The following is a 14,590-nucleotide window of genomic DNA, read 5'->3' as shown; positions in this document are numbered from 1 at the left end:
ACCGCCTCTATATATAGAAGAGGTTGGCGCAGAGCCCTGGCTTGAATTGGCTGTATTTGCTAACAGGGCGAGGCGCAACCGTTTGTCTCCGCCTTCAAATGGCCTGCTGTTTTTTTACCCGTTTTCAGTAGGGTGACTTCTTGAGTTTGACCTACTAGAATGCTTGCCCTTGATTCTTGGGTCGGAAACGGCCGGCTAACGTCTGTGCAACGAGGAATATCCATGCAAGTTTCTGTTGAAAATACTACTGCTCTTGAGCGCCGCATGAGCATCACCGTGCCGGCTGAGCAGATTGAGAGCCAGGTCAACAAGCGTCTGCAGCAGACTGCCCAGAAAGCCAAAATTGCTGGCTTCCGTCCAGGCAAAGTGCCAATGAGCGAAATCAAACGTCGTTTCGGTGCTGACGCACGTCAGGAAGCGATCGGCGACGTGATTCAAAAATCTTTCTACGAAGCTGTGGTTGAGCAGAAGCTGAACCCGGCCGGTTCGCCATCGATCGAGCCTAAGTCGCTCGAAGCTGGCAAGGACCTGGAATACGTAGCCGTATTCGAAGTGTTCCCTGAGTTCACCGTTGCCGGCTTCGAAGGCATCACCGTCGAGCGTCTGAGCGCTGACGTGGCTGACGCCGATCTGGACAAGATGCTGGACATCCTGCGCAAGCAGAACACCCGTTTCGAAGTGGCCGATCGCGCTGCCCAGAACGAAGACCAGCTGAACATCGATTTCGTTGGCAAGGTTGACGGCGAAGTATTCGCTGGCGGTTCCGCCAAGGGCACTCAGCTGGTACTGGGTTCCGGCCGCATGATCCCTGGCTTCGAAGAAGGCCTGGTCGGCGCTAAAGCCGGCGAAGAGCGCGTTCTGAACCTGACCTTCCCAGAGGACTATCAGAACCTGGACCTGGCTGGCAAAACCGCCGAGTTCACCGTGACTGTAAACACCGTTTCCGAGCCAAAACTGCCTGAGCTGAACGAAGAGTTCTTCGCTCAATTCGGCATCAAGGAAAGCGGCATCGACGGTTTCCGCACCGAAGTTCGCAAGAACATGGAGCGTGAACTGCGTCAGGCGATCAAATCCAAGGTCAAGAATCAGGTAATGGACGGTCTGCTGGCCACCAACCCGATCGAAGTACCTAAGGCTCTGCTGTCCAACGAAGTTGACCGTCTGCGCGTGCAGGCTGTTCAGCAGTTCGGCGGCAACATCAAGCCAGACCAACTGCCGGCCGAGCTGTTCGAAGAGCAAGCCAAGCGTCGCGTTGTACTGGGTCTGATCGTGGCTGAAGTGGTCAAGCAGTTCGACCTGAAGCCAGACGAAGCCCGCGTTCGCGAAATGATTCAGGAAATGGCTTCGGCTTACCAAGAGCCTGAGCAGGTCGTGTCCTGGTACTACAAGAACGAGCAGCAACTGAACGAAGTCCGTTCGGTTGTGCTGGAAGAACAAGTTGTGGATACTGTTCTGCAGAAAGCTAGCGTGACCGACAAATCGGTCTCTTACGAAGAAGCGGTCAAGCCGGTAGAAGCTCCAAAAGCCGACTGATTGTTTTTGCGTTAGAAGCACACACCATAAGCCAGCCTTCGAGCTGGCTTATGCGTATTCAAGACATGACTATTTGGGAGTGACTGCAGAGCATGTTCCGTAATTCCTATATTCAGCAGAACTCTGATATCCAGGCCGCCGGCGGCCTGGTCCCGATGGTTGTCGAGCAATCTGCTCGTGGCGAGCGCGCCTATGACATCTACTCGCGTCTTCTCAAGGAGCGAGTGATCTTTCTGGTAGGTCCTGTAGAGGACTACATGGCCAACCTGATTTGCGCGCAATTGCTGTTCCTTGAAGCGGAAAACCCGGACAAGGACATCCATCTTTATATCAACTCCCCGGGCGGTTCGGTGACAGCGGGCATGTCGATCTACGACACCATGCAGTTCATCAAGCCAAACGTATCGACTACCTGTATCGGTCAGGCGTGCAGCATGGGCGCGTTCCTGCTGACGGCCGGTGCACCTGGCAAGCGTTTCTGCCTGCCTAACTCGCGCGTGATGATTCACCAGCCACTGGGCGGTTTCCAGGGCCAGGCATCGGACATCGAAATCCATGCCAAGGAAATCCTCTTCATCCGCGAGCGTCTGAACACGCTGATGGCCAAGCACAGCGGTCGTACGCTTGAAGAAATCGAACGCGACACCAACCGCGACAACTTCATGAGTGCAGAAGCTGCGAAGGAATACGGTCTGATCGACGAAGTGATCAACCAGCGCCCAGCTTAAAAATAAGCAGCTCAAAATAGGCTTGGTCGGCGCGTCTGATCAGCGGCGGGCTTGAAAAAGCCCGCAATAGCCTTCATCTTGTGTTGCAAGCCTATCGGATTTGGATCGAACGAATGACTGACACCCGCAACGGCGAGGACAACGGCAAGCTGCTCTATTGCTCCTTCTGTGGCAAAAGCCAGCATGAAGTGCGCAAATTGATTGCCGGCCCCTCGGTCTTTATCTGCGACGAGTGCGTCGACCTGTGCAATGACATCATCCGCGAGGAGGTGCAGGAAGCACAGGCCGAAAGCAGCGCGCATAAATTGCCTTCGCCTAAAGAAATCAGCGGCATCCTTGATCAGTATGTAATTGGTCAGGAACGTGCCAAAAAGGTTCTGGCGGTAGCGGTGTACAACCACTACAAGCGTCTGAACCAGCGTGACAAAAAGGCTGACGACGTCGAACTCGGCAAGAGCAACATCCTGCTGATCGGCCCGACCGGCTCCGGTAAAACCCTGCTGGCCGAAACCCTGGCCCGCTTGCTGAACGTTCCGTTCACCATCGCCGACGCAACCACCCTCACCGAGGCGGGTTACGTAGGTGAAGACGTCGAGAACATCATTCAGAAGCTGCTGCAGAAGTGCGATTACGACGTAGAGAAAGCCCAGATGGGTATTGTCTACATCGACGAAATCGACAAGATTTCGCGCAAGTCCGACAACCCGTCGATCACCCGGGACGTTTCCGGTGAAGGCGTGCAGCAGGCCTTGCTCAAACTGATCGAAGGCACGGTCGCTTCCGTTCCGCCGCAAGGTGGCCGCAAGCATCCGCAGCAGGAATTCCTTCAGGTTGATACCCGTAACATCCTGTTCATCTGCGGTGGCGCGTTCTCCGGTCTGGAGAAGGTCATTCAGAACCGTTCCACCAAGGGCGGCATCGGTTTCAACGCAGAAGTGCGCAGCAAGGAAGAAGGAAAGAAAGTCGGTGAATCCCTGCGTGAAGTCGAGCCTGACGATCTGGTCAAGTTCGGTCTGATCCCGGAATTCGTCGGTCGTCTGCCGGTCCTGGCGACGCTGGACGAGCTGGATGAGGCTGCTTTGATGCAGATTCTCACCGAGCCGAAGAATGCCCTGACCAAACAGTATGCCAAGCTGTTCGAGATGGAAGGCGTGGATCTGGAATTCCGTTCCGACGCGCTGAAATCGGTCGCCAAGCGTGCTCTGGAACGTAAAACCGGTGCCCGTGGCCTGCGTTCGATTCTCGAAGGTGTGCTGCTCGACACGATGTATGAAATCCCCTCGCAATCCGAGGTGAGCAAAGTCGTGATCGATGAAAGCGTGATCGAAGGCAAGTCCAAGCCACTGTATATCTACGAAAACAGTGAGCCGGCTGCCAAGGCTGCACCGGACGCGTAAGCGCCCGGTCTGCCGGAACAAAGAAGGGGCCTTCGGGCCTCTTTTTTTTTATGTCGTTTTTTACATCCCCTTTGCGCTTGTTTTTTTTCAAGTCAGCCCCCATCTTGGTTTCAAGCTTAATTCCATCTGATTACGGCCATATGGCCGCCGTAGAGGCGAAATCATGAAGACCACCATCGAATTGCCTCTCCTGCCATTGCGTGATGTCGTTGTGTATCCGCACATGGTTATCCCGCTGTTCGTGGGGCGCGAGAAATCCATCGAAGCCCTCGAGGCCGCGATGACGGGCGACAAGCAGATCCTGCTGTTGGCCCAGAGAAACCCGGCTGACGATGATCCCGGTGAAGAAGCTCTCTATCGCGTAGGTACCATCGCCACTGTTCTGCAGTTGCTGAAGCTGCCGGACGGCACCGTCAAGGTTCTGGTCGAAGGCGAGCAGCGTGGCGCTGTCGAGCGCTTCAGCGAAGTCGATGGCCACTGCCGTGCCGAAGTCTCGTTGATCGACGAAGTCGACGCCGCCGAGCGCGAATCCGAAGTGTTCGTGCGCAGTCTGCTGTCGCAGTTCGAGCAATATGTGCAGCTGGGCAAGAAAGTCCCGGCTGAAGTCCTGTCGTCGCTCAACAGCATCGACGAGCCTGGCCGCCTGGTAGACACCATGGCCGCGCACATGGCGCTGAAGATCGAGCAGAAGCAGGAAATCCTCGAAATCATCGATTTGTCGGCACGGGTCGAGCACGTTCTGGCCTTGCTGGACGCCGAGATCGACCTGCTGCAAGTCGAAAAACGCATTCGTGGCCGCGTCAAAAAGCAAATGGAGCGCAGTCAGCGCGAGTACTACCTGAATGAGCAGATGAAGGCCATTCAGAAAGAGCTCGGCGACAGCGACGAAGGCCACAACGAAATCGAAGACCTGAAAAAGCGTATCGACGCTGCCGGTCTGCCAAAAGATGCCCTGGCCAAGGCCACTGCCGAGCTGAACAAGCTCAAGCAAATGTCGCCGATGTCCGCCGAAGCCACCGTAGTGCGCTCGTACATCGACTGGCTGGTTCAGGTGCCGTGGAAGGCGCAGAGCAAGGTGCGTCTGGACCTGGCCCGTGCCGAAGACATTCTCGACGCCGATCACTACGGCCTGGAAGAGGTCAAGGAACGCATCCTTGAATACCTCGCCGTGCAAAAACGCGTGAAGAAAATCCGTGGTCCGGTGTTGTGCCTGGTCGGTCCTCCGGGCGTGGGTAAAACCTCGCTGGCCGAGTCGATCGCCCATGCCACCAACCGCAAATTCGTGCGCATGGCCCTCGGTGGCGTGCGTGATGAAGCGGAAATTCGTGGTCACCGTCGGACTTACATCGGTTCGATGCCAGGAAGATTGATTCAAAAGATGACAAAAGTGGGCGTCCGAAACCCGCTGTTCCTGCTCGATGAAATCGACAAAATGGGCAGCGACATGCGTGGCGACCCAGCGTCGGCGTTGCTGGAAGTGCTTGATCCGGAGCAGAACCACAACTTCAACGACCACTACCTGGAAGTCGATTACGACCTCTCGGACGTGATGTTCCTGTGCACCTCGAACTCGATGAACATTCCGCCGGCGCTGCTGGACCGGATGGAAGTGATCCGTCTGCCGGGTTACACCGAAGACGAGAAGATCAATATCGCGGTCAAGTACCTGTCGCCGAAGCAGATTGCAGCCAACGGCCTGAAGAAGGGCGAGCTGGAATTCGACGAAGAAGCGATCCGCGACATCATCCGTTACTACACCCGCGAAGCCGGTGTGCGTGGCCTCGAGCGGCAGATTGCCAAGGTCTGCCGCAAGGCGGTCAAAGAGCACGCGCTGGAAAAACGCTTCTCGGTAAAAGTGACAGCTGATCTGCTGGAGCATTTCCTCGGCGTTCGCAAGTTCCGCTACGGTCTGGCCGAGCAGCAGGATCAGATCGGTCAAGTGACCGGCCTGGCCTGGACTCAGGTGGGCGGCGAACTGCTGACCATCGAAGCCGCTGTGGTGCCGGGTAAAGGTCAATTGATCAAGACCGGTTCGCTGGGGGATGTAATGGTCGAATCGATCACTGCGGCCCTGACCGTGGTGCGCAGCCGTGCCAAGAGTCTGGGCATTCCCCTGGACTTCCACGAGAAGCGCGACACGCACATTCACATGCCGGAAGGCGCTACGCCGAAAGACGGCCCAAGCGCCGGTGTAGGCATGTGTACTGCGCTGGTGTCGGCGTTGACGGGCATTCCTGTGCGTGCCGATGTCGCCATGACCGGCGAGATCACCCTGCGTGGTCAAGTGCTCGCCATTGGTGGTCTGAAGGAAAAACTGCTGGCCGCTCACCGTGGCGGAATCAAGACAGTGATTATTCCGGAAGAGAACGTGCGCGATCTGAAGGAGATTCCTGACAATATCAAGCAGGATCTGCAGATCAAACCGGTTAAATGGATTGACGAGGTCCTGCAAATTGCGCTGCAATACGCGCCGGAGCCCTTGCCGGATGTGGCTCCGGAGATAGTTGCCAAGGACGAAAAACGTGAGTCTGACTCTAAGGAAAGAATTAGCACGCATTAATACGCTTTTGCCTGGGGGGCTTCCTTGACAGCTTTTTAGAGCCCTTGTTATAAAGCGGCTCTTAAGTGTCTGTAGGCCATTCAGCACTCGTTTTTGCTTTCACCAAAAAACTTAGAATCATACTCAAATAGATATAAGGGGACTTAGAGTGAACAAGTCGGAACTGATTGATGCTATCGCTGCATCCGCTGATATCCCGAAAGCTGCTGCTGGCCGTGCGCTGGACGCTGTAATCGAATCCGTCACTGGCGCTCTCAAGGCTGGCGACTCCGTTGTTCTGGTTGGCTTCGGTACTTTCTCCGTGACTGATCGTCCAGCTCGCATCGGTCGTAACCCACAGACCGGCAAGACTCTGGAAATCGCGGCAGCCAAAAAGCCAGGTTTCAAAGCCGGTAAAGCCCTGAAAGAAGCCGTCAACTAAGTTTGATTCAGGTTTTTACCCATCCGGGTCGGGGTCATGCCTGACTTGGCAGCGGAGCGGTAGAGCAGGCGGTTGGAATAGCTGCCTGTCACACCGGGATCGAGGGTTCGAGCCCTGTCCGCTCCGCCAGTTACGAGAAGGCGCATCCTCGGATGCGCCTTTCTTCTATCCGGATTCTACCCACGCTCCACGGTTGCCTAATTTTGAAGTTCAACCGTTTCTGGGGGACGCATGCTGCAGAATATCAGGGACAATTCACAAGGCTGGATTGCCAAGACCATTATCGGAGTCATCGTTGCACTGATGGCTCTGACCGGTTTCGACGCCATTTTCCAGGCCACGACTCACAAGAATGAGGCGGCCAAGGTCAACGGTGAAGAAATCAGCCAGAACGAGCTGAGCCAGGCGGTGGATATGCAACGCCGTCAGCTGATGCAACAACTGGGCAAGGACTTCGACGCTTCCTTGCTCGACGAAAAAATGCTCCGCGAATCGGCCCTTAAGGGTCTGATCGATCGCAAGTTGCTGCTGCAAGGCGCAGAAAAATCGAAATTCGCTTTCTCCGAAGCGGCCCTGGACCAAGTGATCCTGCAGACGCCTGAATTCCAGGTCGACGGCAAGTTCAGCTCCGACCGTTTCGATCAGGTGATCCGTCAACTGGGCTACACCCGCATGCAGTTCCGCCAGATGCTGGCTCAGGAAATGCTGATCGGCCAATTGCGCGCCGGTGTGGCGGGCAGCGGTTTCGTGACCGACGCTCAGGTACTGGCCTTCGCCCGTCTGGAAAAACAGACCCGCGATTTCGACACGCTGAACATCAAGGCCGACCCTTCGGCCGTTAAGCTGACCGATGACGAGGTCAAGGCTTACTACGACGAGCACGCCAAGGAATTCATGACCCCGGATCAAGTGGTCATCGATTACCTGGAGCTGAAAAAGGCTTCGTTCTTCGATCAGGTCTCCGTCAAGGATGAAGACCTGCAGGCGGCGTATCAGAAAGAGATCGCCAACCTGTCGGAACAGCGTCGTGCGGCGCACATTCTGATCGAAGTCAACGACAAGACCACCGAAGCTCAAGCCAAGGCGAAGATCGAAGAAGTCCAGGCGCGTCTGGCCAAGGGCGAGAAGTTCGAAGCGCTGGCCAAGGAGTTCTCGCAGGATCCGGGTTCGGCCAACAATGGTGGTGACCTGGGTTATGCCGGTCCTGGCGTTTACGATCCAGCCTTCGAAAAAGCCCTGTACTCGCTGAACAAGGATCAGGTTTCCGAGCCGGTTCGCACCGACTTCGGTTTCCACCTGATCAAGCTGCTGGGTGTCGAAGCGCCTGAAGTGCCGACTCTGGCCAGCCTGAAAGACAAGCTGACCCGCGATCTGAAAACCCAGCAAGTCGAGCAGCGTTTCGTCGAGGCGACCAAGCAACTGGAAGACTCTTCGTTCGAAGCGTCCGACCTGGCCCAGCCAGCGCAGGACCTGAAACTGACCGTGCACACCTCCAAGCCGTTCGGCCGTGAAGGTGGCGAAGGCGTTGCAGCCAACCGTGCCGTTGTGACGGCTGCGTTCAGCACCGAAGTGCTGGAAGAGGGTGCCAACAGCACCGCCATCGAGCTGGATCCGGAAACCGTGATCGTGCTGCGCGCCAAGGAGCACCTGAAGCCTGCTCAATTGCCGCTGGAAAGCGTGGCCGCTGCCATTCGCACCCAGTTGACCAAAGAGCACGCCAGCGCGGCTGCCAAGACCAAGGCGGAGCAACTGATCGCCAGTCTGCGTGATGGCAAGACCCCGCTGGACAAGGCGGTTGACGGTCAGAGCTGGAAAGTCACTGAAGCGGCGAACCGCGCTCAGGAAGGCGTTGATCCAGCGGTGCTGCAAGCGCTGTTCCGCATGCCGAAACCGGCTGCCAAGGACAAGCCGACCTTCACCAGCGTCACGCTGGCGGACGGCAGCCTGACCATCGTGCGCCTGAACGGCGTGAACGAAGCAGCGGCTCCGACCGATGAAGAGAAAGCGCAATACCGTCGCTTCCTCGCATCGCGTGTGGGCCAGCAAGACTTCGCGGCGTACCGCAAACAGCTGGAAAGTGAAGCCGACATCAAGCGTTTCTGATGCCTGGCTGAGCCGCAAGACCCGAGCCCCGGATGAAATCCGGGGCTTTTTTATGCGCGTTATCCGGCGTTCGGGAAACCATGGCTTTGGGCATTGACGGTCGCATACAGGGTCAGCAACAACAGACCCGCGACAATCCACGGGTAACTCCCGACGCCCATGTTGTTCAGCAGCAGACCGCCCGCAAGCCCGCCGCCGGCAATGCCGACATTCCACAGGGTCACCAGCATCGACTGCGCGGTGTCGGCAGCCTCCTTGGCGGTTTTCGCCAGGGCCGTCTGTAGCAGCGAGGGCATCGCGCCGAACGCCAGACCCCAAACCGCGGTGGCGGTGTAGACCACGCCCGGCGATTCGCGCCACAGACCCAGAGCAATCGCCGACAGCAGGAACAGCGTGGCACTGATCAGCACCAACTGACGCAGCCAGCGATCAATCAGGCTGCCGACGATCCACAGGCTCAATACCGACGCCAGGCCAAACACCAACAACACTCGGTCGATTTCTGCGCCAAGTCCCGATGGCTCCAGAAATGGCGCGATGTAGGTGTACAGAAGGTTGTGCGCGACGACGTAGGACAGGGTCACGAACAGCACGGATCGCACGCCCGGCAAGGTAAACACCTGACGCAGTGGCAGGCGTTTTCCGGCGCGTTCACCGGCGAAATCCGGCACTTGCCAACGCACCCAGATCACCAGCAGCAACGTCAGCCCGGTCATGATCGCAAAGCTCAGGCGCCAGCCGACTGTGGTGCCCAACAAGGTGCCGGCCGGAATGCCCAGCGACAGCGCAAGCGGCGCGCCGAGCATGGCCACCGTAATGGCCCGGCCTTGCAGGTGAGGTGCGACCATCCGGCTCGCGTACCCCGCCAGCAAAGCCCAAAGTAGCCCGGCGAACACGCCTGCTATCAAGCGTGCAATCAGGGTCAGCCAGTACAGTTCCGACAGCGCAGTGATGCTGTTGGCGATGGCAAAGCCGCCAATGGCCGACAGCAGCAGTGGGCGCCGACGCCAGCCTCGGGTAGCAATGGTGAGGGGAATTGCCGCCAGCATCGAACCGACGGCGTACAGCGTGACCAGTTGCCCGATCAGTGCCTGAGAGACATCAAGCCCCGCGCTCATCTGCGGCAGCAGGCCGGCGGGCATCGCCTCGGTCAGCACGGTGATGAAGCCGGCGGTGGCCAGCGCGAGCAGCGCGCCCAGCGGTAATCGTTCTGCGGGCTCGACGGTGCCGGCGAGCGTGGGGGAAGTGAGTGGCGCATCGTTCATGGGCGGGTTTCCATTTGCCAAAGGAGACGAAGGCCATAGGGTAGGGCGCTGCACATTCGGGAAAAACAGGTTAGGGTTCCGAACATCTCGGACAAGAATGTCGTGAATCAGCGAGGGATGAATGGACAGCCTGGGCAGTATTTCGGTGTTCGTGCAGGTGGCGGAAACCCGCAGTTTTACCGAGGCGGGACGCTTGCAGGGCGTGTCTTCGTCGGCGGTCGGCAAAAGCATCGCCCGCCTGGAGGCACGGCTCAATGTGCGGTTGTTTCACCGCACCACTCGCAGCATCACGCTGACCAGCGAAGGCGCGCTGTTTCTTGAACGTTGCCGCAAGATTCTGGCCGAAGTGGAAGCGGCGGAATTTGAACTGTGCGACGCCGCAGCGGCGCCTCACGGCAAATTGCGGGTCAGCCTGCCGCAGGTGCATGACCTGATGATGCCGGTCATGAATGAATTCATGGCGCTGTACCCACAGATCGAACTGGATCTTGACCTGACCGACCGCATGGTGGACGTGGTTGAAGAAGGCTTCGATGCTGTGATCCGAACGGGTAAGCCGCGAGATTCGCGACTGATGGCGCGACCGTTGGGCGAGTTTCACATGGTGTTGGTGGCCAGTCCCGGGTATCTGCGCGAGCGCGGCGAGCCGCTGACTCCGGCCGAACTGACGACACACGCCTGTCTGCGCCATACGTTTCACGCCACCGGCAAACTTGAGCCCTGGCCGCTGAAGCGCGAGGAGGGCGCGCCCGAGACGACCTTGCCGACACGCCTGGTCAGTACGTCGATCGAGGCCGTGCGGCATGCAGCGCTGGCGGGGCTGGGCATCGCCTGTCTGCCGGACTTCATGATCTTTGAGGCGCAGCAGCAGGGTCGCCTGCAGCGCGTGCTGGATGAGCATCTGGAACACGTCGGGCAGTTCTGGGTCCTGTGGCCATCAAGTCGGCATGCAACCGCCAAATTGCGCGTGTTCGTCGATCATTTATCGGCGCGACTTTTTCCTGCCACTGAAGGTCGATAGAGTTGTAACTGTTTTAAGACACTAATCCATACGCCGCGGGGCAGCGATCTGTTGCACAATACGCCCCGGACCGTTTTCCCTCAGGATGTTTAATGTTGAATTCTATTCCCGTGCGTTTCATCGGGTTGGCGTTGTTGCTGACCGCCGCTGCCGGCTGCTCCAAGGACAAGCCTATCTACGAGCATGAGAATTTCGACGACTCCGGCACCTTTTCGCGCAATTACCCGGTGACCGACACCGCCAGTTGCGAAGCGGCCCGCCGAGCGTTGCTCAGCCAGGGCTACATCATTACCAGCAATGACCCGAAACTGGTCAGCGGCCACAAGAGCTTTCAGCAGACCGGCGAAACCCACCTGGAGATCAGCTTCAACGTGGTGTGCGCCGATGATGGCAGCGCCGGCCATCACGCCACCGTGTTCGCCAACGCTCTGCAGGACCGCTACGCGCTGAAGAAGACCAACAACTCGGCCAGCCTCGGAGTTGGCGTGTTGGGCTCGGTGTCGATGCCGATCGGCTCGTCTGACGATTCGATGGTCAAGGTGGCCAGCGAAACCGTGTCGTCGCAGAAGTTCTACGAGCGCTTCTTCACACTGGTCGAGCTGTTCCTGCCGGCCGATGCGAAGAAAGCCGCGCACATCACTGAAAAACCGAAGACCGACCTGGGTGTGCCGGAAGCCAAAGCAGCGCCGGCTCCCCTGGCTCCAACCCCTGCGGCTGAACCGACTCCAGCGCCGGCCGCCGAGCCTGCTGCGGCGCCAGCGCCTGCAGAAGCGACCCCGGCCAGTTCCGAGCCGGTAGCACCGCCGGCCGAAGCCGCGCCGATCACCCCGGCACCGGTTGCCGAGCCTGCGCCTGCGACGGAAACCATCACGCCGCCGGCCAATCCGACAGACATGCCACCGCCCTCCGAGCCGATTCCGGCCATGCCTGCCTCCGGGCAGTAAACTTCACGCCACGCCTCCGACTCTGTCGGACGCGTGGCGTTTTGCTGTATCCCTTGAGCTTCTTCCTGCCAGCCCCGTCGAAAATTTTCCCGCGATAAATTCCTGACCGCCTGCTACGTTTATTTCATGAAGGCCGCGTTTCATTTTTCCTTCACACGGGCACTTTATGCTCGAGGCACTGGTCATTTGTTCCAGGCCATTTCAAGCAAGCAGTAGGGGGATTACGCAATGGATGACTATCAAGAAGAACTGCTCGAGTTCCAGGCTTACGAACTGGACTCACCAGAGCCTGCGGAAGACGCCACCGAGCTGTGATGCGTCAGCCTGGCTTGCGGTGACTGCGGCGAAATTCGCCCGGTGTCTGGCCGTTCCAGCGCTTGAAGGCGCGCTGGAAAGCTTCGGCCGAGGCAAACCCCAGCAGGTAGGCAATTTCACCGAATGCCAGTTCGGTGTCGCGGATGTAGGTCATCGCCAGATCACGGCGCGTGTCATTGAGGATCGCGCGAAACTGCGTGCCTTCCTCGGCCAGCTTTCGCCGTAACGTCCAGGTCGGCAGCTTCAGGCGTGCCGCCACTTCTTCCAGATCCGGTTCCCGGCCACCATTGAGCAACGGCCCGAGCAATTGCGTGATGCGTTCACGCAGGCTGCGGGTGCGGGTCAATTGCTCCAGTTCCCGTTCACACAAGCCGAGCAAATGTTTCCAGGTGCTGGGGCAATGTTCCGGGTTGCGTTGGGCCAGGCTGGTGAGGCTCAGGCGCAGTTGATTGTGTTCGGCGCCGAACTGGATCGGGCATTCGCCGAGCACTGCATAAGCGTCACGGTAATCCGGGCTGTCGAATTCGATTTCGATCCGTTCGGCACGCAACGGCTCGGGGCTGACGCTGGACAACTGATGCAGCCAGCCGGCGATGATCGAATCCACCACAAAGCGGTTGTAAGCGTTGTACGGGCTGATCGAGTAGAAGCGCAGCCACGCACCGCTGGCGTCCTCGTGGAAACTCGATTGGCCGCGATAGTTGGAGCCGTACAAGGGTTCGAAGCGAGTCAGACAGCGAGCGGCTTCGCGCACCGTCGGCGCCTGCGCGGCGGTCACACCGGCCAGCCCGGCCTGACTCAAGCGACTGAGCCCGCCCATGCGCAAACCCAGTGCCGGATCGCCAGTCAGCTGGATCGCGCCATGCCCCAGGCGCATGTAGCGCGGAATCGACAGACGCGCCCCGGCTTCGGCCAGGCGTGCGGCATCCAGGCCGTACTGTTCGAGCAATGGCAGCGGATCGACGTCATGGCTGCGCACGGCATCGGCCAAGCTGTGAACGAAGCCCACCGACAGATCCCCGAGACGCATCGGCAGCGGTTTCATGGGTTACAACCAGAGATTCAGCAGGCGCGCGCCACGGGCTTCGCTGTCGGCGAATTGCTGGCCGTTGCTGCTGAGGAAGCTTTGCCCGGAACTCGGCTTGTCCCAGAACTGCCCGCGCAAGAACACACTCATGCCGGCCAGCGCCTTGCTGGCCGACGGTTGCGCGGTCAGGGTCAGTTGGTGCCAGGCCTGGCCTTCACTGACGGCTCCCGGTTTCAGGCTGACCGAGTCCGGCAGGCTCAAGCCTTTGTAACCCTTCCATGGTTGATCCCAAACGCCATGACCGACGACAAACGCAGGCACCGCGATCAGTTGCGCGCCTTGTTCGTCGAGTTTGCGGTAGTTGTCCGGATACCAGCTGTCGCTGCCGATCAACACGCCGAGACGTCCGGCCGGAGTGTCGACCACATTGATCCGGGAAGCCTCGCGGGTGCCGGATGCTTCGTCCTGATCGAAGATCGGGCGCATCTGCCGCTGTGGCTGGCCGAGCGGGGCGCCGTCACGGCCAAACACTACGGTGCTGTTGTACAGCGCACCACTGCCGGCCTTGAGCCGGCCGTCGGTGATGTTCGGTTCAGGCAGCACGATCGAGCCGGCCACCAGGGTGATGTGGAATTCTTTCGCCAACCCACCGAACAGCGCCTGATAGTCCTTGGCCATGTCCCGGGACTTCATGCGCAGGTGCGCGTCATCCAGACGGCTGCTGCCCTTGGCGGTGAGCCAGGCGCGAGCAAATTGCACCGGGTTGCTCGCCGCCAGCCAGTTCATCGCTTCGGCGAGGGTGGCAGCCTGGTACAGCTCGTCCTTCTCGCCGCTGATCATCAGCCAGGTGCCGACATGCTCCGGCAGGATAACCACGGTTTTTTCATTCAACAGCCCCTGATCCTGAGCCTGCTGCAAATAGGCGGCGAGTTTGCGATGCAGGCGTTCGGGGCTTTGGTAGTCGGTGGGGAACAGCTCGGGCTGGATGCCCAGCAGGTTGCCACGGTCGGCGGGGGTGCCCTGATCGACCGCGAGTTTGATCCGCAGGTCCGACAGGTAATGACCGGCCGGACGGTCAGCCGCCCACATGGCGTAAAAGGTGAGCGCGGCGATGAGCGCCATGGAAAAAGTCAGGTACAGAAGTTTGCGCATGAAATCCAACAACAGCCGGGTACAGGGTGTGCGGACAGGGTAGGGCGCCAGCCCCGACTTGCCAAGGGGCGCTGCGCATTTGGATCAATAACTTGTCAGTTACGGTCATTGAGTGACAGCGATG

At 58.8% G+C, this 14,590-nt stretch carries 11 protein-coding genes; 8 read left to right on the top strand and 3 right to left on the bottom strand.

Annotation, left to right across the window (positions count from 1 at the left end):
- Positions 1 to 222 precede the first annotated feature (222 nt).
- The 6 genes from tig (at position 223) to QR290_RS19365 (ending at position 8,742) form a co-directional block, all read left to right on the top strand.
- Positions 223 to 1,533 carry a trigger factor gene (gene tig / locus QR290_RS19390; RefSeq protein ID WP_045121656.1) on the top strand — a complete coding sequence of 437 codons (1,311 nt, stop codon included), beginning with the start codon at positions 223 to 225 and terminating at the stop codon, positions 1,531 to 1,533.
- A gap of 92 nt (positions 1,534 to 1,625) precedes the next feature.
- Positions 1,626 to 2,261 (top strand): ATP-dependent Clp endopeptidase proteolytic subunit ClpP, encoded by a 636-nt coding sequence (gene clpP / locus QR290_RS19385; protein WP_007951559.1) that lies wholly within the window; start codon positions 1,626 to 1,628, stop codon positions 2,259 to 2,261.
- A gap of 113 nt (positions 2,262 to 2,374) precedes the next feature.
- Positions 2,375 to 3,658 carry an ATP-dependent Clp protease ATP-binding subunit ClpX gene (gene clpX / locus QR290_RS19380; RefSeq protein WP_007951558.1) on the top strand — a complete coding sequence of 428 codons (1,284 nt, stop codon included), beginning with the start codon at positions 2,375 to 2,377 and terminating at the stop codon, positions 3,656 to 3,658.
- A gap of 163 nt (positions 3,659 to 3,821) precedes the next feature.
- On the top strand, positions 3,822 to 6,218 hold the full coding sequence (gene lon / locus QR290_RS19375) for an endopeptidase La (protein ID WP_007951557.1): 2,397 nt from the start codon (positions 3,822 to 3,824) through the stop codon (positions 6,216 to 6,218).
- Positions 6,219 to 6,366: 148 nt separating this feature from the next.
- On the top strand, positions 6,367 to 6,639 hold the full coding sequence (locus QR290_RS19370) for an HU family DNA-binding protein (protein WP_002552737.1): 273 nt from the start codon (positions 6,367 to 6,369) through the stop codon (positions 6,637 to 6,639).
- A gap of 231 nt (positions 6,640 to 6,870) precedes the next feature.
- Complete coding sequence (locus QR290_RS19365) at positions 6,871 to 8,742, top strand: SurA N-terminal domain-containing protein (RefSeq protein WP_289203380.1); 1,872 nt, start codon at positions 6,871 to 6,873, stop codon at positions 8,740 to 8,742.
- A 59-nt stretch (positions 8,743 to 8,801) separates the two neighbouring features.
- On the opposite strand, the gene QR290_RS19360 is transcribed toward QR290_RS19365, so the two are convergent.
- Positions 8,802 to 10,007, bottom strand: coding sequence for an MFS transporter (locus tag QR290_RS19360; RefSeq protein ID WP_289203379.1), 1,206 nt, complete (start codon positions 10,005 to 10,007; stop codon positions 8,802 to 8,804).
- Positions 10,008 to 10,128: 121 nt separating this feature from the next.
- On the opposite strand from QR290_RS19360, the gene QR290_RS19355 reads away from it, so the two are divergent.
- A complete protein-coding gene (locus QR290_RS19355) occupies positions 10,129 to 11,028 on the top strand; it encodes a LysR family transcriptional regulator (protein ID WP_289203378.1) in 900 nt (299 codons plus the stop codon).
- 92 nt (positions 11,029 to 11,120) lie between these two features.
- Positions 11,121 to 11,972, top strand: coding sequence for a DUF2242 domain-containing protein (locus QR290_RS19350; protein ID WP_289203377.1), 852 nt, complete (start codon positions 11,121 to 11,123; stop codon positions 11,970 to 11,972).
- Between the two features lie 319 nt (positions 11,973 to 12,291).
- Here QR290_RS19350 and QR290_RS19345 read toward each other — a convergent pair whose 3' ends face one another.
- Positions 12,292 to 13,332, bottom strand: coding sequence for an AraC family transcriptional regulator (locus tag QR290_RS19345; RefSeq protein WP_289203376.1), 1,041 nt, complete (start codon positions 13,330 to 13,332; stop codon positions 12,292 to 12,294).
- Positions 13,333 to 13,335: 3 nt separating this feature from the next.
- Positions 13,336 to 14,466, bottom strand: coding sequence for a nitrilase-related carbon-nitrogen hydrolase (locus QR290_RS19340; protein WP_289203375.1), 1,131 nt, complete (start codon positions 14,464 to 14,466; stop codon positions 13,336 to 13,338).
- Between the last annotated feature and the right edge of the window lie 124 nt (positions 14,467 to 14,590).

Source organism: Pseudomonas fluorescens, assembly GCF_030344995.1.
GTDB lineage: Bacteria > Pseudomonadota > Gammaproteobacteria > Pseudomonadales > Pseudomonadaceae > Aquipseudomonas > Aquipseudomonas fluorescens_BF.
Note: the sequence above shows the minus strand (reverse complement) of the source record. Positions and strands in the feature narration are given on the sequence as shown.